Below are 25,921 nucleotides of genomic sequence, written 5' to 3' on the forward strand. Positions count from 1 at the left end.
GCTACATCACGATGTGCCCGGCGTCCACGGGTATCGACACGCCCGTCACGTAGCGGGCACGGGGACCGACCAGCCACAGCACCGCTTCCGTCACGTCCTGCGGCTCGACCAACGGCACGTCGGGCAGCAGCATCTGGGAGACGGCCGGGTTCGGGTTCTCCAGCATCCGGTTGACGACGAAGTCGTTGAGGATCATCGGCGTCATGACGCCGCTCGGGTGGACAGAGTTGACCCGAATCTTGTGTTGCGCATAGGCGTTGGCCGCTGACCGCATCAACCCGACCACCCCGTGCTTGGACGCGGCGTAGGCGAACATCGCCGCACTGCCGTCGCCGCCCCGGCCGGTCAGCCCCTGCGACGAGCTGACCAGGACGATCGACCCCCCCTGGCCCTTGCGGATGATCGACGGGACCGTCGCCAACAACGTGTGCCACACCCCCTTGAGGTTGGTGTCCACGATCGAGGTGAACACCGGTTCGGAATGGGCTTCCGGGTCACCGATCGCCACCACCCCGGCGTTGGCGATGACGATGTCCACCTCCCCTAGCTCGTCGATTCCGCTTTGCACCGCGGCCTCCAGTTGGGGCAGGTCGCGGACGTCGGCGACGACGGGCACCACCTTGCGGCCCGCGGCTTCGACCAGCCGCGCGGTCTCGTCGAGATCCGATTTGGTCCCCAGCGGGTAGGGAATCGCGTCGATGTCGGCGCAGATGTCCACCGCGATGATGTCGGCGCCCTGTTCGGCCAGGGCGACGGCGTGACTGCGACCCTGGCCGCGCGCCGCACCGGTGATAACGGCGACCTTGTTGTCGAGTTCACCCATGGCTATACCTCCAGCTTCGTGCCGGTTTGTTCTTCGGCGAAGGCCACCAGGCGAGCGGCCGTGTCATAGTCGCAGGCGACCGGTGACCGTCCGATCAGCACCGGCCCGCCGCGCAGGCCGAACCTGCCGCTGACCCCGACGTAGCTGCCCGGGGGCACCGGTTCGCTGATGCAGTACAGCGTGGGTGCCGCCCCCTCGTCGATGCCGTTGGCCAGCCGGTCGGCCACCACCTTGACCACTTTGTGGGCCGCCGCCAGCACCGGCGAGTCGCCGAGCTGCGACAGGTTCGAGGCCACCCAGCCCGGGTGGGTGAGCTGGGTGACGATCGGCGACCCGGCGGCGCGCAACCGGCGGTCCAGCTCCAAGCCCCACAGCATGACCGCGAGCTTGGACTGTGCGTAGGCGCCCAGCCGGGTCCACTTGTGCCGGCGCAGGTGCAGGTCGTCCATACGCAGCGTCGCCGACCGGTGTGCGTCGGAGCCGACGTTGATGATCTGCGTGCGCACCTTGGGCAGCAGCAGGTTGGTCAGGGCGAACGGCCCGAGCAGGTTGGTGCCCAGCGTCATCTCGAATCCGTCGACCGTGTCGGTGCGGCGCTCGGTCAGCGCGCCGGCGTTGTTGACCAGGATGTCGATGTCGTCGTCGACCGACTTCGCGAAGGCGCGCACCGACGACAGGTCGGCGAGGTCGACCCTGGCCACCGACGTCGAGCCACCCATCTCGGCAGCGCGTTGCTCGCCCAGTTCGATGTTGCGCACCGCCAGGATCACGTGCGCGCCGGCTTTGGCCAGGGCACGTGCGGTGCCCAGCCCGACCCCGTTGGTCGCTCCGGTCACGACGATTCGCTTGCCGGTCAGATTGCCGAGTCGGCTCGGCGTCCAAGGTAACGTCACGGCGATCAAGAGTAATGGTCGGTTCTATGTAAATTGGACCGGTTCTGCCACCATTGTTCGCGGAAGCGGAGGAGATGGGTCCAAAGGTGGTTCCACATGAGTGACAGCGCAACCGAAATCACCAACCTCATCTACACCTACGCCGAGCTTCTCGACCGCGGCGACCTGGACGGAGTGGCCCGGCTGTTCGAACACGGCCGCATCTGCGGCGTGGAGGACGGTCCACCGGAGACGGTGTTCGCCGGGGCCGCCCGGGTGCGCGAGATGTATGAGATGGCCACGCGCATCTACTCCGACGGCACCCCGAAGACCAAGCACAACACGACCAACGTGCAGCTGCACATCGACGAGGCCGAAGGGACCGCCCGCAGCACTTCCTACTACTGCGTCACGCAGGCCACCCCCGACCTGCCGCTGCAGGTGATCGTGACCGGGCACTACAAGGACACGTTTGCGCGGGTGGACGGCGCCTGGCGGTTCGACAGCCGCACCATGTTCATCGATCAGGTCGGCGACGTCAGCCAGCATTTGAAGTTCTGATCGCGTTGTGTGCCAAGCGTTTTGAGCAGTACATCGGAGGAACAGCGCATGCATGACGACCCCGTCGCGACGACATCCCAGCACGAACAGGAACTGGCCGCCCTTGACCTGATCGAGCACCCGACCGTCAAGGCCGCCTATCGGACGGTGGCCGATACCTGGCTGGGCCGCGACAAGGCGTCCGACGCGATGCGGGAGCGGTTCGACGACGCGTTCGCCGAGGTGATGTTCTCGGCGGCGGTGTGGTCGTCCAATCAGGACAAGCTGAGGCCGAAGGTCAGCTGCATCACCCGGCTGGCGCATCCCGTCGACGGCCGGCCCATCCCCGGGTCACGTTGGGGCATCGACAATCCGGACAGCGTGTACCGGGTGATCCCGATCTCCGGTGACGAACGCTACGAAATCCACGGCCGGGTGGGCGAACACCGGATGACCGAGAACTACTTCACGTTGTGGGATGCGAACATGGGCACCGTCGACGTGCTCAACGGCCGGACAATGCAGGTCGACTCCGACGGAAGCTTCACCATCACCGTGGACGCCGACCCCGCCGGCGGGCGGCCCAACCACGTGCGGACCACACCCGCGGCACACGAGTTCTACATCCGCGACGTGCTGCTGGACTGGAGCCGCGACGACCCCAATCATCTTGAGGTGCAACGGCTCGGGGGGCCGCCCACGACACCGGCACGCACGCTCGACGAGCAGGCCGAGGCCACCGCGGCGATGATGGACTACTTCGCCAACTTCACCGGCAAGCTCAGCCACGGCGTGTACAAAATGCCGGCCAACCATTTCAACCTGGCGTGGTCGGCCGACAAGGTCGGCGCGATGCGCAACCAGGTCTACGTCATGGGGCGTTTCGATCTCGCACCCGACGAGGCGTTCGTGGTGGACCTCAACGACGGTGGCGCCGAATACTTCACGGTGCCGCTGAGCAACATCTGGGGCACCACGCTGGACATCCTCGACCGCACCGGCAGCCTCAACAAGGCGCAATCGGTCGCCAACGAGGACGGCAGCTACACCTACGTGATCGCGCCGGCCGATCCCGGGGCGGCCAACTGGATCGACTCCGACGGCCTGCGCGAGGGGATCTTGACCCTGCGCATGGCGGAATTCGGTGAGGCGGGTCCCCGCGAAGACCTCGGCGCCCGCGGGCGGGTGGTCAAGCTGGACCGGCTCGACGCCGAGGTGCCGCACTTGCCGCGGGTGGGCTCGCAGCAACGGGCCGCCCAACTCGCGGCTCGGCGAACCGCGTATCTGCGCCGACTACCGGAAGGGCCGATCTAGCGATGTCGCGCTGGCTGATCACCGGATGCTCCACCGGCTTCGGGCGCGAGATCGCGCGCGCCGCACTGGAAGCGGGCCACAGCGCGGTGGTGACCGCGCGGCGGACCGACTCGGTACGCGACTTCGTCGACGAGTTCGGCGACCGGGCGCTGGCCGTCGCGCTCGACGTGACCGACGCCGACCAGATCGCAGCGGCGGTGTCGGCGGCCGATGCAGCGTTCGGCGGCATCGACGTCCTGGTCAACAACGCCGGTCATGGCTACCTGTCCGCAGTGGAGGAGGGCGAGGACGCCGAGGTTCGAAAGCTGTTCGAGGTCAACTACTTCGGTGCGGTCAACATGATCAAGGCGGTGCTGCCGGCCATGCGGGCCCGCGGATCCGGTCACATCATCAACATGTCGTCGATGACCGGCCTGGTCGCCAACCCGCCCAACGCGTATTACTCGTCGACGAAATTCGCGCTCGAAGCGATCACCGAGGCGCTGGCCACCGAGGTGCGGCCGCTCGGGATCAAGGTGACCGCCATCGAGCCGGGCGCCTTCCGCACCGACTGGGCGACGCGGTCGATGAAGGAGTCGGGCACCCCGATAGCCGATTACGTCGACGTGGCGGCCCGCAAGGACCTGATCAAGCAGTTCGCCGATCATCTCCCTGGTGACCCCAAAAAGGTTGCCGACGCCGTGCTGATGGTGACCACGCTCGACGAGCCACCGCTGCGGCTGCTGCTGGGCCGCGACGTACTCAAGGCCATGCGCGACAAGATCGCCGCGCTGTCGTCGTCGATCGAACAGTGGAAAGCCGTCACCAAGGACGTCAACTTCGAGAGCTCCTAAGTCACTCGTCGAGGAACACGGCGTGCCGGTCCACGGGGTCTCGCCCGATGTGCAGGTTGTTGGCGGCAAAATCGGGATCGGAATAACCGATCGACAGGCCGCACAGGATGTTCATCTCCGGCGGGATATCGAGCTGCTCGCGCACGACGTCGGGATAACCGGCGATGGCCACCTGCACGCAGGTGCCCAATCCGCGTGCGGTCAACGCCAGCAGCAGCGTCTGCAGGAACATGCCGACGCCCATGCTGTCGGCGTAACCGAGGTCGCGGTGCATGCACACGATGCCGCCCAGCGGTGCGCGGAAGAACTCCCAGTTGCGCAGGACGGCGATGCGCCGGGCCTCGCTGTCATGGCGGGCGATGCCCATCGAACCGTAAACGTGTGCGCCGGTGTCACTCCGGAAATGAGCGAACGCGGCGGGCAGTTGCGGGACGCGGGGCGGTTCGGCGCGCGCCTTTTCCAGCATGGCGGCGACCAACCGGTCCCGGGCCGCACCGGATACGAACACCAGGTGCCATGGCTGCACGTTCGAATTCGACGGCGCGCGCATCGCCAGCTCCAGCGATTCCTGCACCAGGTGGCGCGGTACCGGGTCCGGCAGGAAGAGCCGCGTCGAATGCCGCAGCCGAATGGTGTCTTCGAGGTCGTACATAGCTTCATGGTGTCAGGCGCCGAGCGGACGAGCGCCTCCCGCTTCCAAGGGTCACCCAGCGTGACGGTCGTCGCCGAGCGTCACGCCAGCGTGATCGCCGAGAAGGCCCTAGTCCCGAACGACGATGACCGTCTTGCCGGGCCGCCGGCCCGGGCGGCCGCCGCTCTCGAAAGCCTCGCGGCCCTGCTCGAGCGGGAACGTCTCGGCGATCTCCACCCGCAATTGTCCCCGGTCAACCAGCGCCGCTAGCTCGACCAGCTGATCCCGATTCGGCGTGACGATGAAAAAGGTTGCCCTGACGCCGTATTCATCGGCTACGCCCGCCGGCGGCGGCGCCGACAGGGTGACCAGCCGCCCACCCGGGCGGAGCGCCGGAAACGATCGGTCCAGCGTCTCACCGCCGACGGTGTCGATCACGACGTCGTAGACGGCGTCTTCGACTGTCTCGGTGCGGACGTCGATCACCCGGACGGCACCGAATCCACGGACGAGGTCACCGGCGTCGCTGCGCACGGTCGCGGTGACGCGCGCGCCCAGCGTCGCGGCGAGCTGAACCGTCAAGGCGCCCACACCACCCGCGCCGCCGTGCACCAGCACGGCCTCACCCGGGCGCACGCCCGCGTGGTCGACCAACGCCTGCAGGGCGGTCAGGCCGGCCAGCGGCAGCGCGGCGGCGACGACGTGCGACACCGTCGACGGCTTGGCGGCCAGGTCGGCCGCGGGGACGCAGACGAATTCGGCTGCGGCGCCGTCGCGGTCGAACGGGACCAGGCCGTAGACCTCGTCCCCGGGCGCGAAGTCCGTCACGCCCGCGGCGGCCTCGCGGACGACGCCCGAGACTTCGTGCGACGGGATCACCGGCGTGCGGCTGACACCGTCTCGGGTCCAGGTCTCGTCCCACGTCAGCTCATCGAACGTGATGGCGGCGGCGTGGACGGCCAGCAAGACTTCGCCCGCGGCCGGGGCCGGCACGGGCGCCGGCTCGACCACCAGCTGCTCCGGGCCGCCCCGGTGGTGCGCCCGCAAAGCCCTCATCTCGGTCAAGGCAGTCGCCAATCGATGGGATCGGCGCCCATGCCCGTGAGCAGTTCGTTGGCGCGGCTGAACGGACGCGACCCGAAGAATCCCCGAGATGCCGACAGCGGCGACGGGTGTGGCGACTCGATCGCCACACAATTGTCCTCGGCCAGAATCGGTTTCAGCGTCGAGGCGTCGCGGCCCCAGAGGATCGCCACCATCGGCTGCGAGCGCGCCGCCAGCGCACGGATCGCGCATTCGGTCACCGCCTCCCAGCCCTTCCCCCGGTGCGAGGCGGGGTTGCTCGGGCGCACGGTGAGCACCCTGTTCAGCAGCATCACCCCCCGCTCGGCCCACGGCGTCAGGTCGCCGGACGAGGGCTGCGGATGCCCGAGGTCGGCGGCGTACTCGTCGAAGATGTTGGCCAGGCTGCGTGGCAACGGGCGCACGTCCGGGGCCACCGAAAAACTCAGGCCCACCGCGTGCCCCGGCGTCGGGTACGGGTCTTGCCCGACGATCAACACCCGGACGCTGTCGAAGGGAAAGGTGAACGCGCGCAACACATTCGGCCCGGCCGGTAAGTACCTGCGCCCGGCCGCGATCTCGGCCCGCAAGAATTGGCCCATCGCGGCGACCTGATCGGCCACCGGTTGCAGCGCGGTCGCCCAACCCTGCTCGACGAGTTCGCTCAGGGGCCGCGCCGTCGTCACCGGTCCTTTCGAAGCATCAAGGCTCATCGCGCCACCCTAACGGTCATATGACTGCCAGCCGGCGTAGCCGGTCCACTGTTGCCCGTCGACAAGGACTTCGGCCTTCCCCTCGAGAACCCGTCCGATGATCCGCCATCCGGCGGGCGCGGGGCCGGGGAAACAGGCCACCAGGGCGTGGTCTTCGCCGCCGCCGAGCACCCACGACCATGGGTCGGCGCCCGCGGCGGCGGCCGCAGCGGTCAGCGAGTCGTGGTCGGCGGTCAGTGCCGCCGTGGACAAGTCCATCGCCACCGCCGACGCCTCGGCGACGTGCCGCAGGTCGGCGACCAGGCCGTCGGAGACATCGATCATCGCTTGCGCTCCTCCGGCGGCCGCCGCCACGCCCTGCCCGTAGGGCGGCTGGGGAACCAGATGTCGATGGCGCAGCGGATCGAATCCCTCGATCCCCTTGCCCAATAACGAAAGTCCAGCCGCCGAACGGCCGAGTTCACCGGCGACCGCGATCACCGAGCCCGCTTTCGCCCCGGACCGCAGCACCGGCGCGCGGCCATCGAGGTCACCCAGCACCGTCACGGAGATCACCCATTGCGGGCAGCTGACGAGATCGCCGCCGGCGATGCCCGCGCCGATACGCTGCGCCTCGTCCCACATGCCGCCGACCAGTCCGTCGACGTCGGCCGCCCGAGTGTCACCGGGCGCGCCGAACGCGACCACGAAGGCCGTCGGCCGCGCTCCCATCGCCTCGATGTCCGCGGCGTTCTGGGCGATGGCCTTGCGGCCGACGTCGCGGGGGGTCGACCAGTCCAGCCGAAAATGCCGATCCTGCACGAGCATGTCGGTCGACACAGCGATGCGGCCGTCCCTGGCTTGTACCACCGCCGCGTCGTCGCCCGGCCCGACGGCCACCGCGGCCGGCTGCCGGCGGCCGCGCACCAAACGATCGATGACGGCGAACTCCCCGAGCTGCTGCAGTGTGGGCTCCGATGCGTCGTCGCGCACGCCACCTCCTCCGGCGCTGTCGTCCCCTGCGTGGGCCTCTGACGGGTCGCCGACCTGCGGTAAGTTAATTTACTGCCCGCGCGAGCGGCCCGCGCCAGTGTAGAACCCTGCACCGCTGTGCCAGAGATAGGAGGTGCGCGGCGGTGACGACCGACCCCGATACCGGCCCCGCCGTCGACACGGGGCCACCGCCCGCGGCGATCATTGCGGCGGTCGCGGTGGCCGTCGTGGCGATCGGCGTGATCCTGGTGATCGCGGCGAATCGTGAGGCGCCGCCGCAACCGGTCGCCGTGCCCGCCGCACCGGCGCCGCAGGCCGACAGCCCCGCCTGCCGGGCATTGGCCGGGGCGCTGCCGCAGCGGCTCGGCGACTATCAGCGCGCGCCCCTCGCCCAACCGGCGCCCCATGGGGCCGCCGCGTGGCGGGCCGGCCCGGACGGCGAGCCGGTCGTGCTGCGCTGCGGACTCGACCGGCCAGCGGAGTTCGTCGTGGGATCTCCGATTCAGGTCGTCGACCGCGTGCAGTGGTTCGCGGTGCGCCCCGAACAGCAATCCGCCGGTGACGCGGGCAGGTCGACCTGGTACACCGTGGACCGGCCGGTGTATGTGGCGCTCACGTTGCCGTCGGGATCGGGCCCGACGCCGATCCAGCAACTCTCCGAGGTGGTCGACCGCACCATCGCGGCGGTGCCCATCAACCCGGGGCCGGCGGCGGGCTAGTCCGACGGTGGCGACCCGCATCGCCCGCCTACGCCGCGCTCGCGATCGCCACTAGTCCGATGGTGGCGACCCGCATCGCCCGCCTACGCCGCGCTCGCGATCGCCACTAGTCCGATGGTGGCGACCCGCATCGCCCGGCTACGCCGCGCTCGCGATCACCACTAGTCCGATGGTGGCGACCCGCATCGCCCGGCTACGCCGCGCTCGCGATCGCCACTAGCGCAGGCCCACGCCCCGGGCCAACGCCGTTTCGACCATGGTCGCCAGCAGGGTCGGGTAGTCCACGCCGCTGGCAGCCCACATCCTCGGGTACATCGAAATCGTGGTGAACCCGGGCATCGTGTTGATTTCGTTGAGCACCGGCCCGTCATCGGTGAGGAAGAAGTCGACCCGGGCCAACCCCTGACAGTCGATGGCGTTGAAGGCCCGGATCGCCAAATGCCGGATGGTGTCGGCGATATCGTCGTCAACCTTGGCGGGCACGTCCAATTCCGCTGCGTCATCCAGATATTTGGTGGCGAAGTCGTAAAACGAATCCTCACGTCCCCGCACCCCGGCCACCCGGATCTCGCCCAATGTGCTGGCTTCTATTGTGCCATCGGGCATTTCGAGCACGCCGCACTCCAGCTCGCGACCGGTGATCGCCGCCTCCACGATCACTTTCGGGTCGTGCCGACGCGCCACCGCGACAGCGGCGGCGAGGTCCTCCCAGCGCGCTACCCGGGTGACGCCGATCGAGGAGCCACCCCGGGCGGGTTTGACGAACACCGGCAGACCCAGCCGCTCGCACTCATCGGGTCGCAGGGTCGACCGCGACGGGCGTAGCACCGCGTACGGGCCGACCGGCAGGCCTTCGGCGACGAACAGCTTCTTGGTGAACTCCTTGTCCATGCCCGCCGCGCTGGCCAGCACGCCGGCGCCGACATAGGGCACGCCGGCCAACTCCAGCAGGCCCTGGATCGTGCCGTCTTCTCCGTACGGACCGTGCAGCACCGGGAACACCACGTCGACCGACGCCAGGACCTCGCCGGCCCCGGACGAGAGGGAGACCAGTTGGCCGCTGCGCCGCGGATCCGCCGGCAGGGCCAGTTCGGTGCCCGACTGCGCGGTCACCTCCGGCAACTGCCGGTCGCTGATGGCCAGCGCATCCGGGTCGCCGTCGGTGAGCACCCACGACCCTTGCGGGGTGATGCCGATCGCGACCACCTCGAACCGCTCGGGGTCGAGATTGCGCAGGATGCTGCCCGCGGACACGCACGAGATGGCGTGCTCGTTGCTGCGCCCGCCGAAGACGACGGCGACGCGAACGCGGCTTCCGCTGGCACTCACAACCTGGAGAGGCTACCGGTTGTGCGGCACGCGGGCCGGGCGGCGGGCCGCTAGCTGGGGTTTCGGTCGCCGCGCGGCAGTCACTCGGGCTTGGTCCTGCGGCCCAGCAGCAGGGCCATCGCCTCGTCCACCAACAGCCCCTTGTGGCAGACCCGGTGCACGGCGTCGGTGAGCGGCATCTCGACGTCGTAACTGGACGCCAGTGCCAGCACCGACTCGCTCGATGTCACGCCCTCCACGACGTGCCCTTCCCTGGCCTGCATCGCCGATTCCATCGTCCCGCCGCGACCCAGGCGTTCACCGAAGGACCGGTTGCGCGAATACGGCGACGTGCACGTCGCGACCAGGTCACCCACCCCGGCCAGCCCGGCCAGGGTGGTGCCCTTGGCGCCGAGCGCGATGCCCAGCCGCATGATCTCCGCCAGACCGCGGGTGATGATCGCCGCCGCGGTGTTCTCCCCGAGTCCGACCCCGGCCGCCATGCCGCACGCGAGCGCGATGACGTTCTTGCACGCCCCGCCGACCTCGGTGCCGACGACATCGCTGTTGGTGTACGGGCGGAAATACCCGGTGTTCAGCATGCGCTGCAGGGCGACCGCGCGCCCGGAGTCGCTGCACGCGACGACGGTGGCGGCGGGCTGACATTCGGCGATCTCGCTGGCCAGGTTGGGCCCCGAGACGACCGCGACCTGAGCGGGATCGACACCCGTCACCGAAACGATGACCTGACTCATCCGCATCAGCGTGCCCAGCTCGATGCCCTTGGCCAGGCTGACCAGGGTGGCGCCGTCGGGTATCAACGGCGCCCACGCCTCGAGGTTGGCCCGCATCGTCTGCGCGGGAACCGCCAGCAGCACCGTCGAGGCAAAGCCCAGCGCCTCGGCGGCGTCGGTGGTCGCGCGGACGTTCGCCGGCAGTGTCGCGCCGGGCAGATAGTCGGGGTTGGAGCGGGAGGCGTTGATCCGGTCGGCGACCTCGGACCGACGGGCCCACAGCATGACCTCCGCGTCGGGTTCGCCGGCCTCGACGAGCACCTTGGCCAGCGCGGTGCCCCACGCCCCGGCACCCATGACCGCGACGGCGCCCTTCGAACCGGTCATCCGCTATCCCCGTCTGTCGTCTCCCGTGTTGCAGCCGCTACACCCTAGATCAGCGGCCGTCACGCGAGCTAGGGCGTCCGCCTTCAGCGGTCGCTGGCAGGATGAGATCTCATGAGCGGCACACGAGCCGACGATGCGGGTAGAGACGTTGCCCTGATCGTCGCGGTCAAGCGGTTGGCCGCGGCCAAGACGAGGCTGGCCCCGGTGTTCTCGGCACGCACCCGGGAGGGCGTGGTGCTGGCCATGTTGATAGACACCCTGACCGCCGCGGGCCGCGTCGGTTCACTGGGCTCGATCACCGTCATCACGCCCGACGAGGCAGCGGCCGCCGCGGCGACCGAGCTGGGCGCCGAGGTGCTCAACGACCCGACGCCCGAGGGGCACGGCGACCCCCTCAACAACGCCATCGCCACCGCGGAACGGGCGGTGGGCGGTTTTTTCCCGAATGTCGTTGTGCTGCAAGGCGATTTGCCGGCGCTTCAAACGCAGGAGCTGGCCGAGGCGATCGCCGCCGCGCGTCATCACCGGCGCAGCTTCGTCGCCGACCGGCTGGCGACGGGAACCGCCGCGCTCTTCGCCTTCGGCGCTCCGCTCGATCCGCAGTTCGGTTCCGATTCGTCGGCGCGACACCGACGTTCGGGTGCGATAGAGCTGACCGGTGCGTGGCCGGGCCTGCGCTGTGACGTCGACACTCCCGACGACCTCGCCACCGCGCGCCGGCTGGGGGTGGGTGCGGCGACCGCTCGTGCCCTCGCCCAGCAGTGACTCATCCGTCGACGCGGCGTACCTGTCCACGCGGTTAACGACGACCCAACGGCGAATGGATGTCCGTCGAGCGCTAGCAGCATCGGCGCGTGATGAGCAATGATCGCAGGGTGACTGAAATCGAAGCTGAGGCGCGCCCCGAAGAGAACGTGTGGCATCAGGGCGACTCGGCTGTGGCAGCGCCGCCCGCCGCGACGCACGCCGCACTCACTGACCTGCCGGAGGACCGCTATCTCAACCGGGAGCTGAGCTGGCTGGACTTCAATGCCCGGGTGCTGTCGCTGGCCGCCGACAACTCGTTGCCGTTGTTGGAGCGGGCCAAGTTTCTGGCGATCTTCGCCTCCAACCTCGACGAGTTCTACATGGTCCGGGTCGCCGGCCTCAAGCGTCGCGACGAGATGGGGCTGTCCGTGCGCTCCGCCGACGGCCTGACGCCGCGCGAGCAACTGGCCCTCATCGGTGAACAGACGCAGCGGATCGCGACCCGGCATGCGCGGGTGTTCCTCGATTCGGTGCGACCGGCGCTCGCCGGGGAAGGCATACATATAGTCACCTGGGCCGATTTGGATCAGGGTGAACGCGACGAACTGTCCACCTATTTCCACGAACAAGTCTTTCCCGTTCTCACGCCGCTCGCCGTCGATCCCGCTCACCCCTTCCCGTTCGTCAGTGGGCTGAGCCTGAACCTGGCGGTCATGGTGCGCCAGCCCGAGGAAGGCGGCCAACATTTCGCGCGAGTCAAGGTGCCCAACAACGTCAATCGCTTCGTGGAGCTGGGCGCACGCGATACGGAGGACAGCGAAGGCCCCACCATAATTCGCTACCTGCCAATGGAAGAGCTGATCGCGGCCTTCCTGCCGGTGCTGTTCCCCGGCATGGAGATCGTCCAGCATCACGCTTTCCGCATTACCCGCAACGCGGACTACGAGGTCGAAGAGGACCGCGACGAGGACCTGCTGCAAGCGCTGGAACGGGAATTGGCGCGCAGGCGGTTCGGGTCGCCGGTGCGACTAGAGGTCGCCAACGACATGACCGAGAGCATGCTGGAACTGCTGCTGCGCGAACTCGACGTGAACCCGGGCGACGTCATCGAGGTGCCCGGCCTGCTCGATCTGTCGTCGTTGTGGCAGGTCTACAGCCTCGACCGGCCGGCGCTCAAGGACCCGGCGTTCGTTCCGGCAACCAGTCCCGCATTCGTCGACCGCGAGACGCCCAGGAGCATCTTCGCCACGCTGCGCGAAGGCGATGTGCTGCTGCATCATCCTTATGAGTCGTTCTCCACCAGCGTGCAGCGATTCATCGAGCAGGCCGCCGCCGACCCCAATGTGCTGGCGATCAAGCAGACGCTGTACCGCACATCCGGCGATTCGCCCATCGTTCGGGCGCTCATCAACGCCGCCGAGGCCGGCAAGCAAGTGGTGGCGCTCGTGGAGATCAAGGCGCGCTTCGACGAGCAGGCCAACATCCGCTGGGCGCGCGAGCTGGAACAGGCGGGCGTGCACGTCGTTTACGGGTACGTCGGACTCAAGACGCACTGCAAGACCTGCCTGGTGGTCCGCCGCGAGGGTTCGACGATCCGGCGCTACTGCCACATCGGAACCGGCAACTACAACGGAAAGACGGCGCGACTGTACGAGGACGTCGGCCTGCTGACCGCGTCTCCCGAGATCGGGGCCGACCTGACGGACCTGTTCAATTCGCTGACCGGCTACTCCCGCAAGGTCTCCTACCGCAACCTTCTGGTCGCCCCGCACAGCATTCGCACCGGCATCATCGAACGCGTCGAGCGTGAGATCGCCGCCCACCGCGAGCACGGCGGCGGGCGGATCCGGCTCAAGATGAATGCGCTCGTCGACGAGCAGGTCATCGACGCGCTGTACCGTGCGTCGCTGGCGGACGTGCGGGTAGAGGTGGTGGTGCGCGGCATCTGCGCGCTGCGCCCCGGCGCCGAAGGATTCTCGGAGAACATCACGGTCCGTTCGATTCTCGGTCGCTTCCTGGAGCATTCCCGCATCATGCATTTCAATCGCATCAACGAGTTCTGGATCGGCAGCGCGGACATGATGCACCGCAACCTCGACCGGCGCGTCGAGGCGCTGGTTCAAGTGAAAGATCCCCGGCTGACCTCATACCTGGACGACCTGTTCGAGTCCGCGCTGGACCCGTCCACCCGGTGCTGGGAGCTGGGGGCCGACGGACAGTGGATCGCGTCACCGCAGGACGGCCACACCGTGCGCGATCACCAAGTGTCGTTGATGGAGCGACACCGCAGTCCGTAGCCCCTGCGTGGTGATTTACGGTTGTTCTCCGGCCGCATCGCAAACGTGTGCGCGGTCCCGACCGAATTGACCTGCAGGAGTTGAGTTGCCGACCAAGAGCTCATCCACCGCTCGGCGTCCGGGAAGCCGGATCGTGTACGCCGCCGGCGCGGTCTTGTGGCGGCCGACGGATTCCTCCAACCCCGGCCTCGAGCTCGCGGTGATCCACCGCCCCCGCTACGACGACTGGTCACTGCCGAAGGGCAAGGTAGACCCGGGCGAGACGGCGCCCGTCGCCGCGGTGCGGGAAGTGTGCGAGGAGACCGGGCAGCATGCGGTCCTGGGCCGGCGGCTCGACATGGTGAGTTACCCGATCGAGGCGGGCGTCAAGAAGGTCTACTACTGGGCGGCGCGCAGCACCGGCGGGGACTTCATCCCCGGCAACGAGGTCGACGAACTGGTCTGGCTGCCGATGCCCGAGGCGCTCAAGAAGCTCAGTTATTCACATGACCGAAAGATGTTGCGCCACTTCATGAAACACCCCGCCGACACGCATTCGGTGGTGGTGGTGCGGCATGGCACGGCGGGACGGAAATCACGGTTCAAGGGCGACGACACCCAGCGACCGCTGGACAAACGGGGACGCGCGCAGGCCGAGGCGCTGGTTCCGCAGCTGCTGGCCTTCGGCGCCACCGACGTGTACGCGGCCGACCGCCTGCGCTGCCACCAGACGGTGGAACCGCTGGCCGAGGAATTGGGCGTGACGGTGCACAACGAGCCGACCCTCACCGAGGAGGCCTACGGCAAGAGCCCCAAACGTGGCCGGCACCGAATGCTCGAGATCGCCGAGCAGCAAGGCACACCGGTCATTTGCACTCAGGGCAAGGTGATCCCGGACTTGATCTCCTGGTGGTGCGAACGGGACGGGATACGTCCCGACAAGTCGCGCAACCACAAAGGCAGCACCTGGGTGCTCTCACTATCGGGTGGCCGACTGGTGGCGGCCGACCACATCGGCGGCGCGCTGGCCGCCAACGTGCGGGCCTGACACACGAATACCCTTCGGGCGCACCGCTGCGGCCCGAAGGGTATTCGCGTTGAGAACTCGGCTGTTGCCTTAACGGCGACCGCGACGCGCGGTGGCCTTCTTGGCGGGAGCCTTCTTCGCCGCGGTCTTCTTGGCCGGAGCCTTGGTCGCGGCCTTCTTGGCCGGAGCCTTCTTCGCCACGACCTTCTTCGCCGCGGTCTTCTTGGCGGGAGCCTTCTTCGCCACGGTCTTCTTGGCCGGAGCCTTGGTCGCGGCCTTCTTGGCCGGAGCCTTCTTGGCGGGAGCCTTCTTCGCCGCGGCCTTCTTGGCGGGAGCCTTCTTCGCCGCGGCCTTCTTGGCGGGAGCCTTCTTGGCGGCGGTCTTCTTGGCCGCGCCGCTTGCCACTACACCACGCTTCACTGCAGGTCCTTCCGACGGGAGACGCTGTGCGCCAGAGACAACCGCTTTGAATTGAGCACCAGGACGGAACGCCGGGACGGAGGTCGGCTTCACCTTCACCGTCTCGCCGGTACGCGGGTTGCGGGCCACCCGGGCCGCGCGGCGCCGTTGCTCGAAAACACCGAACCCGGTAATGGTGACGCTGTCGCCCTTGTGCACGGCACGCACAATGGTGTCGACGACGTTCTCGACGGCGGCGGTTGCCTGCCGACGGTCGGTGTTCAATTTTTGAGTGAGCACATCTATGAGCTCTGCCTTATTCATCCAATCCCTCCGACGCTAGTGGTCCTCGATTTGAACCGACTAGTGCACACGGTAAACCCTCACCCAGCAAATTTCCAAGAGCCACGCGCAATTTCAGGGTCGGACAATCCGAGGTTTCGCAATCCGGTTGCCGCCCTTGACCGGTGGCGGGACTTGGAAATCGGCCCGGTTTAGTTAGGTGAGCGAGAAGAAATTCCGGCGTTCTCGACCGTTCAGGAGGCGGGCAGAGTGCGCGGTTTCCACCGCGGATAGGTGGCCTCGTAAGATTCGATTTTGTCGAGTTTCCGCAGCGTAAGGGCTATATCGTCGAGGCCTTCGAGCAGTCGCCAGGCGGTGTGGTCGTCAATCTTGAACGGCAACACCGTCGTTCCCGCGGTGATATTTCGATCTTGAAGATTGGCAGTGATTTCCAGTCCCGGGCTCTGCTCGATGAGCTTCCAAAGGAGTTCCACGCCGTCCTGAGAAACTTCGGCCGCCAAGAGGCCCGCCTTGCCGGCGTTGCCCCGGAAGATGTCACCGAATCGAGACGAGATGACCACCCGGAACCCGTAGTCCATGAGCGCCCACACCGCGTGCTCGCGCGACGAGCCCGTCCCGAAATCCGGGCCGGCGACCAGGACGGTCCCACGGTCAAAGGGGCTGAGGTTGAGGATGAATGAGGGATCCGAGCGCCAGCTGGCGAACAACCCGTCCTCGAAACCGGTTCGGGTGACCCGCTTCAAATACACCGCAGGAATGATCTGATCGGTGTCGACATTGGACCGCCGCAACGGCACACCGATACCGGTGTGGGAGTGAAATGCTTCCATGCTCATCTCTTCTTCTCGATTGGGTCAGGTCAAATCGGCCGGGGCAGACAATGTGCCGCGAACCGCCGTCGCGGCGGCCACGGCCGGCGACACCAGATGCGTGCGGCCGCCTTTCCCCTGGCGCCCTTCGAAGTTGCGGTTGGACGTCGCCGCGCACCGCTCCCCCGGCGCCAGCTGGTCCGGGTTCATTCCCAGGCACATCGAGCAGCCCGCCTGTCGCCATTCGGCGCCCGCTGCGGTGAAAACCTCGCCCAGCCCTTCGGCTTCGGCCTGCGCGCGCACCCGCATGGACCCGGGCACCACGAGCATCCGCACCCCGGGCGCCAGCTTGCGACCGCGCAGCACGTCGGCGACCACCCGCAGGTCTTCGATACGACCGTTGGTACAAGAGCCCACGAACACGGTGTCGACCGCGATATCGCGCATCGGAGTGCCCGGCCGAAGGTTCATGTAAGCCAAGGCTTTCTCGGCGGCCTGCCGCTCGGCGTCGCCGGTCATCAGCTCCGGGTCGGGAACGGCCGCGGCCAGCGGCACGCCCTGCCCAGGGTTGGTTCCCCACGTCACGAACGGGCTCAACGATGTTGCGTCGAGGTGCACCTCGGTGTCGAAGACGGCACCGGGGTCGGTGTGCAGCTCCTGCCAATAGCGCATCGCCGCGTCCCATTGCGGCCCCTGCGGCGCGTGCGGCTTGTCGCGCAGGAATTCGAAGGTGGTGGCGTCCGGGGCCACCATGCCCGCTCGGGCACCGGCCTCGATGCTCATGTTGCAGATCGTCATCCGGCCTTCCATCGACAGCGATTCGATGGCGCTGCCGCGGTATTCGATGACGTGCCCCTGCCCGCCGCCGGTGCCGATCTTGGCGATCAAGGCAAGAATGATGTCCTTGGCCGTCACACCGGCGGGCAATTCGCCGTCGACATTGACCGCCATCGTTTTGAACGGCCGCAGCGGCAAAGTCTGGGTGGCGAGCACGTGCTCGACCTCCGATGTGCCAATGCCCATTGCCAGTGCGCCGAATGCGCCGTGCGTCGACGTGTGACTATCACCACAGACAACGGTCATTCCCGGTTGGGTCAGCCCCAATTGCGGCCCGACGACATGCACGATGCCCTGCTCGATATCGCCCATCGGATAAAGGCGAATGCCGAATTCGGCGCAGTTGCGGCGCAACGTCTCGACCTGGATGCGCGACACCGGGTCGGCGATCGGCTTGTCGATGTCGACGGTGGGCACGTTGTGATCCTCGGTGGCTAGCGTCAGATCGGGCCGACGCACCGGCCGGCCGGCCAGCCGCAGCCCGTCGAAGGCCTGCGGGCTGGTGACCTCGTGCACCAGATGCAGATCGATGTAGATCAGGTCGGGCGCGTCATCGCTCCCTTTATCCACAACGTGGTCTTCCCAGACCTTTTCGGCCAGGGTGCGCGGCTTGCCGGATCCCATCTGAAAATTCGCCTCGATTCCCTCATCTGCGGCTCGCGGATCGACCATGGGCTGTGATCTCAGAATGCGAGACGCTAGTATCTCCTTGTGAGACAGCATAGCGGCATCGGCGTCCTCGACAAAGCCGTGGACGTCCTGCACACCATCGGCCAATCCCCGTGCGGATTGGCCGAACTGTGCGAAAGAACCGGACTGCCCAGGGCCACCGCGTATCGGCTGGCAGCGGCGCTGGAGATCCATCGCCTGCTGGCCCGCGACGACGAAGGACGCTGGGGACTCGGTCCGGCCCTCACCGAGCTCGCCGCCCATGTCAACGATCCGCTGCTGGCCGCCAGCGCCGGGGTGCTTCCCTTGTTGCGCGAGGCCACCGGCGAAAGCGTGCAGCTGTACCGCCGCGAGGGCACCGAACGAGTCTGCGTGGCCGCCCTGGAACCCGCTGCGGGCCTTCGCGATACGGTCCCCGTCGGGGCGCGATTGCCGATGACGGCGGGCTCGGGCGCCAAGGTGCTGCTGGCCCACAGCGACGCGGCGACGCAAAAAGCGGTGCTACCGGCGGCGAAATTCACCGAGCGCACCCTGGCCGAAGTGCGGCGGCGCGGCTGGGCGCAAAGCGTGGCCGAGCGCGAGCCCGGGGTGGCGAGCGTGTCGGTTCCCGTGCGCGACGGCCGCGGTGCCGTCATCGCCGCCATCTCGGTGTCGGGACCCGTCGACCGCATCGGCCGGCGCCCCGGTGCGCGCTGGGCTGCCGATCTGCTGTCCGCGGCCGAAGCGCTCACCCGCCGGCTCTGAACGTGGTGGGGCGCTTCCTCTGCCACCAGCGCACACTCGACCGCTCGCGACCTGACAGACTGGCCGCCATGGGAACCAATCAGCGCGCGAGCATCGTCATGTCCGAGGACGAAATCGCCGACTTCGTCGTCAAGAGCCGCACCGGGACGCTGGCTACCATCGGCCCCGACGGCCAGCCGCACCTGACCGCAATGTGGTACGCCGTCGTGGACGGCGAAATCTGGCTGGAGACCAAGGCCAAGTCGCAGAAGGCCGTCAACCTCAAACGCGATCCCCGGGTGAGCTTCCTGATCGAGGACGGCGATACCTACGACACCCTGCGTGGAGTTTCCTTCGAGGGCGTCGCCGAGATCGTCGACGACCCCGACGTCTCACACCGGGTCGGGGTCAGCGTGTTCGAGCGGTACACCGGGCCCTACACCGACGAGATGAAGCCGTTCGTCGAGCAGATGATGAACAAGCGCGTCTGCGTGCGCATCGTCGCCCAACGCGCCCGCTCGTGGGATCACCGCAAACTCGGCCTGCCGGCCATGCCGGTGGGTGGATCCACGGCACCGGCCGTGCTGGGCACCGGCCAATAAATTTTTGTAGCCCCGATGGGATTCGAACCCACGCTACCGCCGTGAGAGGGCGGCGTCCTAGGCCGCTAGACGACGGGGCCGGACACGATCCGGAGAGTCAGCATAGCTCACACGCAGAGGCCCACCTAATCGCTTGAGGTGGCGAGATTTTTGCTGGGGTACCAGGACTCGAACCTAGAATGGCTGAACCAGAATCAGCTGTGTTGCCAATTACACCATACCCCATTGGCTGCCTAAAACCGCTGGTCAGCGGTCATTCGGAGCCTTATCGAGCTGCTCGGAAGACCGCTGCCGCCAACAGTTGTCGGCCTTTGTGAACCGCAGTGCAGACTACCAAAGACTCCCGGCACAATTCGCATGCGAGGTCTTCGCCTATCCGGCGACCGTTTCGCGTGCGGCGCGTAGGCGCTGCAAGCTGCGGTCACGGCCGAGCAGCTCCAGCGATTCGAACAACGGCGGGCTCACCGTCGTTCCCGTGGCGGCCACCCTGATCGGGCCGAACGCCTTGCGCGGTTTGAGGCCCAGGCTTTCGATGAGCGCGCCCTTGAGGGCGGCCTCGATCTGCGCCGTGGTCCAGTCCGTCATGCCGTCCAGCGCCGCCAGTGCGGCGTCCAGCACCGCGGCCGCGTCCGGACCGAGCTCCTTGGCGGCGGCCTTCGGGTCGATGGCGTATTCGTCGTCGTTGAGGAACCTGAGCAGTTCCCACGCGTCGGCGAGCACGACGATGCGTGTCTGCACCAGGTCGGCGGCGGTGGCGAACGCCGCTTCGTAATTACCCGGATCCAATCCGATGCGATGTCCGTGGACGTCGAAGTAGTCGCGCAGCCGGCCCGCGAAATCCGCTGGCTTGAGCATGCGGATGTGCTCGCCGTTGAGCGCGTCGGCCTTCTTCTGATCGAAACGGGCCGGGTTGGAATTGACGTCGACGACGTCGAACGCGGCGACCATTTCGTCGAGACTGAACAGGTCATGGTCGTCGGCGATCGCCCAGCCGAGCAACGCGAGATAATTCAGCAGCCCCTCGGGGATGAAACCCCGGTCGCGGTGGGCGAACAGATTCGACTGCGGGTCGCGCTTGGAGAGTTTCTTGGTCCCCTCCCCCAATACCGTTGGCAGGTGCGCGAACTCCGGGATGCGCTCGGCGACGCCGACTCGGATGAGCGACTGGTACAGCGCGAGCTGCCGCGGCGTCGAGGGCAGCAGGTCCTCGCCCCGCAGCACGTGGGTGATTTTCATCAGCGCGTCGTCGCACGGGTTGACCAAGGTGTACAACGGATCTCCGTTGGCGCGGGTCAACGCGAAGTCCGGCACGCTGCCCGCGGCGAAATTGGTGGGTCCGCGCACGAGATCGTGCCAGCCGAGGTCCTCATCGGGCATCCGCAGCCGCACCACGGGCTTGCGGCCCTCCGCCAGGAACGCGGCGCGCTGGGCATCGGTGAGCTGCCGGTCGAAATTGTCGTATCCCAATTTGGGGTTGCGGCCCGCCGCGATGTGGCGCGCCTCGACTTCTTCCGGTGTCGAGAAGGCGTAGTAGGCCTCGCCCGCTTCCAGCAGCTTGCCCACCACGTCGCGGTAGATCTCTTTGCGCTGCGACTGCCGGTATGGACCGTAGGGCCCGCCGACCTCGGGCCCCTCGTCCCAGTCGAGGCCCAGCCAGCGCAGCGCGTCGAGCAGCGCCAGATAGCTTTCCTCGCTGTCGCGTTCGGCGTCGGTGTCCTCGATGCGGAAGACGAAGGTGCCGCCCGTGTGCCGCGCGTAGGCCCAGTTGAACAGCGCGGTGCGGACCATTCCGACGTGCGGGGTGCCGGTGGGCGACGGACAGAACCTGACGCGGACTTTCGTTTCGGGGGTCACGACTTTCCCTTACGGACCACGGGATTGGTGAGGGTACCGATGCCCTCGATGGTGATGGAGACGGTGTCGCCGTCCTCGATCGGACCGACCCCGGCCGGCGTTCCGGTGAGAATGAGGTCGCCGGGCAGCAGGGTCATCACGGCCGAGATCCATTCGATGATGGCGCCGACGTCGTGGATCATCAGCGAGGTACGGCTGTGTTGCTTCACCTCGCCGTTGACCTCGGTTCGGATTTCGAGATCAGCCGGATCGGCATCGGTGACGATCCACGGACCCACCGGGCAGAAGGTGTCGTGCCCCTTGGCCCGGGTCCATTGGCCGTCGGCTTTCTGTTGGTCGCGGGCCGACACGTCGTTTCCGATGGTGTAGCCCAGGATGCTGTCGGCGGCCTCGGCGGCGGAGACGTCCTTGCAGGGCCGGCCGATGACCGCGGCCAGCTCGCCCTCGAAGTGCACGGGTGATGCGTTGGCGGGCAACCGGATCGGCACGTTCGGGCCGACGATGGCCGTATTGGGCTTGAGGAAGATGATGGGATCCGGTGCCGCGGGGCCGGTGAGCTCGGTCATCTCGGCGATGTGATCGGCGTAGTTCTTGCCGATGCAGACCACCTTGCTGGCCAATATCGGAGCCAGCAGTCGCACATCGGCCAGCGGCCATGATCGGCCGGTGAAGTTCGGCGTGCCAAAGGGATGCTCGGCGATTTCGCGGGCGATCATGGCGGCGGGATCGGAGAGTTCGCCCTCGATGCTGACGAAGGCGACACCGTCCGGGCTGGCGATTCGACCAAGGCGCATTTCGTTGAGCCTAGTGACGGTCGCGAGCGAGCTGTTGGGGGCACCTCCCGCACCAGTATTACCAGCGGTTTTCGGTGCGTGTGCAAGCATTAAGGATGCAAACGGGGACGGCCACGACGCGGGAGCTGGGCGCGCGCGGGCGCTGGTCCATCATGGTCGTATCGCTGGTGGCCACGGCGAGTTCCTTCCTCTTCATCAACGGCGTCGCGTTTTTGATTCCCTCGCTCCAGACGGCGCGCGGAATCCCGCTCGATGAAGCCGGTCTGCTGTCCTCCATGCCGAGCTGGGGCATGGTGGTGACACTGGTGCTGTGGGGCTACGTGCTCGACCGCGTGGGCGAGCGGCTAGTGATGGCCGCGGGTTCGGCGCTCACCGCGGTGGCCGCCTACGCCGCGGCGTCGGCGCATTCGATGGTGTTGATCGCCGTCTATCTGTTCCTCGGGGGCATGGCGGCGGCCAGTTGCAATACCGCCGGCGGGCGGCTGGTGTCGGCGTGGTTCCCGCCGCACCAACGCGGCCTGGCCATGGGCTTTCGCCAAACCGCGCAGCCCCTGGGAATCGCCTTGGGGGCGCTGGTGATTCCCGAGCTGGCCGAACACGGGCCGGCTGCGGGGCTCAGATTCACGGCCTTGGCGTGCGCGTTCGGGGCGGCAGCGAGTGCGGTCGGCATCATCGACCCGCCGCGCAAGCCCCGGGAGAAGGCCACCGATTCCGAACTCGCCAGCCCGTACCGAGGGTCCTTGGTGCTGTGGCGAATTCACACGGTGGCGGGCCTGATGATGGTCCCGCAGACGGTGACCGTCACGTTCATGCTGGTATGGCTGATCAAGAATCTGCACTGGTCGGTCGCGGCCGCCGGCAGTCTGGTGACCCTTTCGCAGCTGCTGGGTGCGATCGGCCGCGTCATGGTGGGCCGCTGGTCCGACCGCGTCGGCTCGCGCATGCGACCGGTCCGCATCATCGCGGGCGCCGCCGCCGTCATCCTCTTCCTTCTGGCCTGGGCCGACTTCCTGAATTCGAGTTGGCAGGCGCCCTTGATGGTCGCCATTTCGGTGATTGCCGTGCTGGACAACGGTTTGGAGGCCACGGCCATCACCGAATTCGCCGGGCCGTTCTGGAGCGGACGCGCCCTCGGCATTCAGAACACCACCCAGCGGGTGTTGGCGGCGGCCGCGCCGCCGCTGTTCGGTGCGTTGATCACCGCTGCGAAATACCCGAACGCGTGGATATTGTGCGGACTGTTTCCGGTGGCCGCCGTGCCGTTGGTGCCGACGCGGTTGCTCCCGCCCGGGTTGGAAACTACAGCCCGGCGGCAATCCGTTCGCCGACTTCGGTGGTGGCGAGCCGTTCGCTCCCACGCGTTGACAGGTAGGCCTCGACAGCCCGATCCACCCGCCTAGCCGCATCGTCCTCGCCGAGATGGGCGAGCAGCAACGCCACCGACATGATCGCCGCGGTCGGGTCGGCGATGCCCTTACCGGCGATGTCCGGCGCGCTGCCGTGTACCGGCTCGAACATCGACGGGTTGGTCCGGGTGGCGTCGATATTTCCGCTGGCGGCCAAGCCAATTCCGCCGCACACCGCCGCCGCCAAGTCGGTGATGATGTCACCGAACAGGTTGTCGGTGACGATCACGTCGAAGCGACCGGGGTCGGTGACCATGAAGATGGTGGCGGCGTCGACGTGTTGGTAAGCGACCTCGACGTCGGGGTAGCCCTCCCCGACCTCGGCCACGATCCGCGACCACAGCTTCCCCGCGAAGGTCAGCACATTGGTCTTGTGCACCAGCGTCAGGTGCTTGCGGCGGCGCTGGGCCCGTTCGAAGGCGTCGGCCACCACACGGCGCACGCCGAAGGCGGTGTTCAGGCTCACCTCGGTGGCCACCTCATGCGGCGTTCCGGTGCGGATCGCGCCGCCGGTGCCGGTGTAGGGACCCTCGGTTCCCTCGCGCACCACCACGAAATCGATGTGCGGATTTCCGGCGAGCGGGCTGCTCACACCGGGATACAGCCGTCCCGGCCGCAGGTTGACGTGATGGTCCAGCTCAAAACGCAGGCGCAGCAACAGACCCCGCTCCAGCACACCGCTGGGCACAGACGGATCGCCGATCGCCCCGAGCAGGATGGCGTCGTGCTGGCGCAGCTCGGCGAGCACCGATTCCGGCAGCAACTCACCGCTGGCGTGAAAACGCCGGGCGCCCAGGTTGTAATCGGTCTTCTCGACACCGGGCAACACCGCGTCAAGGACGTTGAGCGCCTCGGCTGTCACTTCCGGCCCGATACCGTCGCCGCCGATAACCGCGAGTTTCACGACAGATCAACCACCTCAAGCTTGTTGGCGCCCACCGCCGCGCCGATCGCCGACCGCACCTCGCTCGGCACGTCGCGGTCCAGCCGCAGCAGGATCGTCGCACCCGGGCCCTCGGCATCCTCGGAGAGTTGCGCGGCTTGGATGTTCACGCCCGCCGAGCCGAGCAGGGTGCCGATCTTGCCCAGCGCCCCGGGCTGGTCGACGTAGTTGATCACCAGGTTGGTGCCCCGTGCCCGCAGGTCGAAGTTGCGGCCGTTGATCTGCACGATCTTCTCCACCAGCTGCGGGCCGGACAGGGTTCCGGCGACGTTGACGGCGGTGCCGTCGGGGGCTACTGCGCGCACGTCGACGACGCTGCGGTGGTTCGGGCTCTCCGAGGCCTTGGCGAGTTCGGCGGTGACGCCGCGCTCTTCGGCCAGCGCCGGTGCGTTGACGAACGTGACCGGCCCCTCGACCACCGCCGAGAACAGACCGCGCAGAGCCGAAAGCTTCAGCACCTCAACGTCTTCGGAGGCCAGCTCGCCGCGTACCTGGACCGAAACCGAAACCGGCGGCCCGTCGGACAGCGAGGCGGCCAGCACCCCGAGCTTGCGCACCAGGTCCAGCCAGGGCGCCACCTCTTCGTTGACCGCGCCGCCGCCGACGTTGACGGCGTCGGGGACGAATTCACCGGCCAGCGCGAGCTTCACGCTTGCGGCGACGTCGGTGCCCGCCCGGTCCTGGGCCTCGGAGGTGGACGCGCCCAGGTGCGGCGTGACCACCACCTGCGGCAGCTCGAACAGCGGGCTATCGGTGCACGGCTCCTTCGCGAAGACGTCGATACCGGCCGCGCGGACGTGTCCGCTGCTCACCGCTTCGGCCAGCGCGGCCTCGTCCACCAGGCCGCCGCGGGCGGCGTTGACGATGATGACGCCCGGCTTGGTCTTCGCCAGCGCCTCCTTACCGATCAGCCCCGCCGTCTCGGGCGTCTTCGGCAGGTGCACCGAGATGAAGTCGGCGCGGCCGAGGAGGTCGTCGAGGGGCAGCAGTTCGATGCCCAGCTGAGCGGCCCGGGCCGGCGAGACGTACGGATCGTAGGCGACGAGGTGGGTGCCGAAGGCCGTCAACCGTTGAGCGACCAACTGCCCGATCCGGCCCAGCCCCACCACCCCGACCGTCTTGCCGAAAATCTCGGTGCCGTTGAACGATGACCGCTTCCAGGCGTGCTCGCGCAGCGAGGCGTCGGCCGCCGGGATCTGCCGGGCAGCGGCCAAGAGCAGCGCCAACGCGTGCTCGGCGGCGCTGTGGATGTTGGAGGTGGGGGCGTTGACCACCAGCACGCCGCGCTCAGTCGCGGCGGGCACGTCGACGTTGTCCAGCCCGACCCCGGCGCGGGCGACGATCTTCAGCTTGGGCGCGGCGGCCAGCACCTCGGCGTCGACGGTGGTGGCCGAGCGCACCAGCAGCGCGTCGGCCTCGCCCACCGCGGCCAGCAGCTTTTCCCGGTCCGGCCCGTCTACCCAGCGCACCTCGACCTGGTCTCCCAGGGCGGCGACAGTCGATTGGGCGAGTTTGTCGGCGATCAATACAACAGGCAGATTCACCCGGCCAGCCTAACGGCTGCCTTCGACGGCCATCGACGGGCTCACCACTGCCGTCACCTGCGCCGACACGCGCTTGGGGA

The 25,921-nt window shown here is 67.8% G+C and carries 25 protein-coding genes and 2 tRNA genes; 10 read left to right on the top strand and 17 right to left on the bottom strand.

What is annotated here, in order from left to right:
• Position 1 precedes the first annotated feature (1 nt).
• Positions 2–823 (bottom strand): mycofactocin-coupled SDR family oxidoreductase, encoded by an 822-nt coding sequence (locus tag A5773_RS19440; RefSeq protein WP_066952530.1) that lies wholly within the window; start codon positions 821–823, stop codon positions 2–4.
• 2 nt (positions 824–825) lie between these two features.
• Positions 826–1,716, bottom strand: coding sequence for an SDR family NAD(P)-dependent oxidoreductase (locus tag A5773_RS19445; RefSeq protein WP_067792257.1), 891 nt, complete (start codon positions 1,714–1,716; stop codon positions 826–828).
• 96 nt (positions 1,717–1,812) lie between these two features.
• On the opposite strand from A5773_RS19445, the gene A5773_RS19450 reads away from it, so the two are divergent.
• The 3 genes from A5773_RS19450 to A5773_RS19460 are packed head-to-tail and all read left to right on the top strand — an operon-like array spanning position 1,813 to position 4,382.
• Positions 1,813–2,256: a nuclear transport factor 2 family protein gene (locus tag A5773_RS19450; protein WP_066952528.1), complete on the top strand. Its 444-nt coding sequence runs from the start codon at positions 1,813–1,815 to the stop codon at positions 2,254–2,256.
• A 48-nt stretch (positions 2,257–2,304) separates the two neighbouring features.
• On the top strand, positions 2,305–3,549 hold the full coding sequence (locus A5773_RS19455) for a DUF1214 domain-containing protein (protein WP_067792213.1): 1,245 nt from the start codon (positions 2,305–2,307) through the stop codon (positions 3,547–3,549).
• A gap of 2 nt (positions 3,550–3,551) precedes the next feature.
• Complete coding sequence (locus tag A5773_RS19460; protein WP_067792216.1) at positions 3,552–4,382, top strand: oxidoreductase; 831 nt, start codon at positions 3,552–3,554, stop codon at positions 4,380–4,382.
• A 1-nt stretch (position 4,383) separates the two neighbouring features.
• Here the strand turns inward: A5773_RS19460 and A5773_RS19465 are convergent, their stop codons facing one another.
• The 4 genes from A5773_RS19465 to A5773_RS19480 form a co-directional block, all read right to left on the bottom strand.
• Positions 4,384–5,034, bottom strand: coding sequence for a nitroreductase (locus tag A5773_RS19465; protein ID WP_067792219.1), 651 nt, complete (start codon positions 5,032–5,034; stop codon positions 4,384–4,386).
• Between the two features lie 108 nt (positions 5,035–5,142).
• Entirely contained in the window at positions 5,143–6,069 is a 927-nt protein-coding gene (locus A5773_RS19470) for an NADP-dependent oxidoreductase (protein WP_067792222.1), read from the bottom strand.
• Positions 6,070–6,074: 5 nt separating this feature from the next.
• On the bottom strand, positions 6,075–6,788 hold the full coding sequence (locus A5773_RS19475; RefSeq protein ID WP_066952516.1) for a uracil-DNA glycosylase: 714 nt from the start codon (positions 6,786–6,788) through the stop codon (positions 6,075–6,077).
• Positions 6,789–6,797: 9 nt separating this feature from the next.
• Positions 6,798–7,760: a thiamine-phosphate kinase gene (locus A5773_RS19480; protein ID WP_067792225.1), complete on the bottom strand. Its 963-nt coding sequence runs from the start codon at positions 7,758–7,760 to the stop codon at positions 6,798–6,800.
• A 143-nt stretch (positions 7,761–7,903) separates the two neighbouring features.
• Here A5773_RS19480 and A5773_RS19485 point away from each other — a divergent pair, with 143 nt between their 5' ends.
• Positions 7,904–8,479: a DUF3515 domain-containing protein gene (locus tag A5773_RS19485; protein WP_067266129.1), complete on the top strand. Its 576-nt coding sequence runs from the start codon at positions 7,904–7,906 to the stop codon at positions 8,477–8,479.
• 216 nt (positions 8,480–8,695) lie between these two features.
• On the opposite strand, the gene A5773_RS19490 is transcribed toward A5773_RS19485, so the two are convergent.
• Together A5773_RS19490 and A5773_RS19495 are read right to left on the bottom strand one after the other, a co-directional pair.
• Positions 8,696–9,808 carry a D-alanine--D-alanine ligase family protein gene (locus tag A5773_RS19490; RefSeq protein WP_067266127.1) on the bottom strand — a complete coding sequence of 371 codons (1,113 nt, stop codon included), beginning with the start codon at positions 9,806–9,808 and terminating at the stop codon, positions 8,696–8,698.
• Between the two features lie 80 nt (positions 9,809–9,888).
• Complete coding sequence (locus tag A5773_RS19495) at positions 9,889–10,908, bottom strand: NAD(P)H-dependent glycerol-3-phosphate dehydrogenase (RefSeq protein WP_066952508.1); 1,020 nt, start codon at positions 10,906–10,908, stop codon at positions 9,889–9,891.
• 111 nt (positions 10,909–11,019) lie between these two features.
• Between A5773_RS19495 and cofC the strand changes: the two genes are divergently transcribed.
• From cofC to A5773_RS19510, 3 genes are all read left to right on the top strand, one after another.
• Positions 11,020–11,673, top strand: coding sequence for a 2-phospho-L-lactate guanylyltransferase (cofC, locus tag A5773_RS19500; RefSeq protein WP_067266125.1), 654 nt, complete (start codon positions 11,020–11,022; stop codon positions 11,671–11,673).
• A gap of 89 nt (positions 11,674–11,762) precedes the next feature.
• The gene (locus A5773_RS19505; RefSeq protein ID WP_067792228.1) at positions 11,763–13,952 is read left to right on the top strand and encodes an RNA degradosome polyphosphate kinase; all 2,190 of its coding nucleotides are present in this window, start codon (positions 11,763–11,765) and stop codon (positions 13,950–13,952) included.
• Between the two features lie 85 nt (positions 13,953–14,037).
• Complete coding sequence (locus tag A5773_RS19510; RefSeq protein WP_066952503.1) at positions 14,038–14,979, top strand: bifunctional NUDIX hydrolase/histidine phosphatase family protein; 942 nt, start codon at positions 14,038–14,040, stop codon at positions 14,977–14,979.
• Positions 14,980–15,048: 69 nt separating this feature from the next.
• On the opposite strand, the gene A5773_RS19515 is transcribed toward A5773_RS19510, so the two are convergent.
• The 3 genes from A5773_RS19515 to leuC form a co-directional block, all read right to left on the bottom strand.
• Positions 15,049–15,681, bottom strand: a complete 633-nt coding sequence (locus tag A5773_RS19515; protein WP_066952501.1) for an HU family DNA-binding protein — start codon at positions 15,679–15,681, stop codon at positions 15,049–15,051.
• Between the two features lie 212 nt (positions 15,682–15,893).
• Positions 15,894–16,490: a 3-isopropylmalate dehydratase small subunit gene (leuD, locus tag A5773_RS19520; protein WP_066952690.1), complete on the bottom strand. Its 597-nt coding sequence runs from the start codon at positions 16,488–16,490 to the stop codon at positions 15,894–15,896.
• Positions 16,491–16,514: 24 nt separating this feature from the next.
• Positions 16,515–17,930, bottom strand: coding sequence for a 3-isopropylmalate dehydratase large subunit (gene leuC / locus A5773_RS19525; protein ID WP_066952688.1), 1,416 nt, complete (start codon positions 17,928–17,930; stop codon positions 16,515–16,517).
• Between the two features lie 87 nt (positions 17,931–18,017).
• Here leuC and A5773_RS19530 point away from each other — a divergent pair, with 87 nt between their 5' ends.
• Both A5773_RS19530 and A5773_RS19535 read left to right on the top strand, forming a co-directional pair.
• Positions 18,018–18,719 carry an IclR family transcriptional regulator gene (locus tag A5773_RS19530; protein WP_067266117.1) on the top strand — a complete coding sequence of 234 codons (702 nt, stop codon included), beginning with the start codon at positions 18,018–18,020 and terminating at the stop codon, positions 18,717–18,719.
• A 68-nt stretch (positions 18,720–18,787) separates the two neighbouring features.
• Positions 18,788–19,300 (top strand): pyridoxamine 5'-phosphate oxidase family protein, encoded by a 513-nt coding sequence (locus tag A5773_RS19535; protein ID WP_067266114.1) that lies wholly within the window; start codon positions 18,788–18,790, stop codon positions 19,298–19,300.
• 7 nt (positions 19,301–19,307) lie between these two features.
• On the opposite strand, the gene A5773_RS19540 is transcribed toward A5773_RS19535, so the two are convergent.
• The 4 genes from A5773_RS19540 to A5773_RS19555 all read right to left on the bottom strand — a co-directional run bounded on the left by A5773_RS19540 (position 19,308) and on the right by A5773_RS19555 (position 21,948).
• A tRNA-Glu gene (locus A5773_RS19540) sits at positions 19,308–19,380 on the bottom strand.
• Between the two features lie 73 nt (positions 19,381–19,453).
• Positions 19,454–19,525, bottom strand: a tRNA-Gln gene (locus A5773_RS19545).
• A 147-nt stretch (positions 19,526–19,672) separates the two neighbouring features.
• A complete protein-coding gene (gene gltX / locus A5773_RS19550; RefSeq protein ID WP_082948309.1) occupies positions 19,673–21,154 on the bottom strand; it encodes a glutamate--tRNA ligase in 1,482 nt (493 codons plus the stop codon).
• Positions 21,151–21,948 (bottom strand): fumarylacetoacetate hydrolase family protein, encoded by a 798-nt coding sequence (locus A5773_RS19555; protein ID WP_066952493.1) that lies wholly within the window; start codon positions 21,946–21,948, stop codon positions 21,151–21,153. The genes gltX and A5773_RS19555 overlap by 4 nt, the downstream gene beginning before the upstream one ends.
• 95 nt (positions 21,949–22,043) lie before the next feature.
• On the opposite strand from A5773_RS19555, the gene A5773_RS19560 reads away from it, so the two are divergent.
• Positions 22,044–23,348, top strand: a complete 1,305-nt coding sequence (locus A5773_RS19560) for an MFS transporter (RefSeq protein WP_066952491.1) — start codon at positions 22,044–22,046, stop codon at positions 23,346–23,348.
• Here the strand turns inward: A5773_RS19560 and A5773_RS19565 are convergent.
• On the bottom strand, positions 23,248–24,258 hold the full coding sequence (locus tag A5773_RS19565; protein ID WP_067792231.1) for a 3-isopropylmalate dehydrogenase: 1,011 nt from the start codon (positions 24,256–24,258) through the stop codon (positions 23,248–23,250). The two genes, A5773_RS19560 and A5773_RS19565, sit on opposite strands and share 101 nt — an antisense overlap.
• Positions 24,255–25,841 (bottom strand): phosphoglycerate dehydrogenase, encoded by a 1,587-nt coding sequence (gene serA / locus A5773_RS19570; RefSeq protein ID WP_066952487.1) that lies wholly within the window; start codon positions 25,839–25,841, stop codon positions 24,255–24,257. Before serA ends, A5773_RS19565 begins: the two co-directional genes overlap by 4 nt.
• Positions 25,842–25,921: the final 80 nt, after the last annotated feature.

This window comes from Mycobacterium sp. 852014-52450_SCH5900713 (assembly GCF_001667075.1).
Classification (GTDB): domain Bacteria; phylum Actinomycetota; class Actinomycetes; order Mycobacteriales; family Mycobacteriaceae; genus Mycobacterium.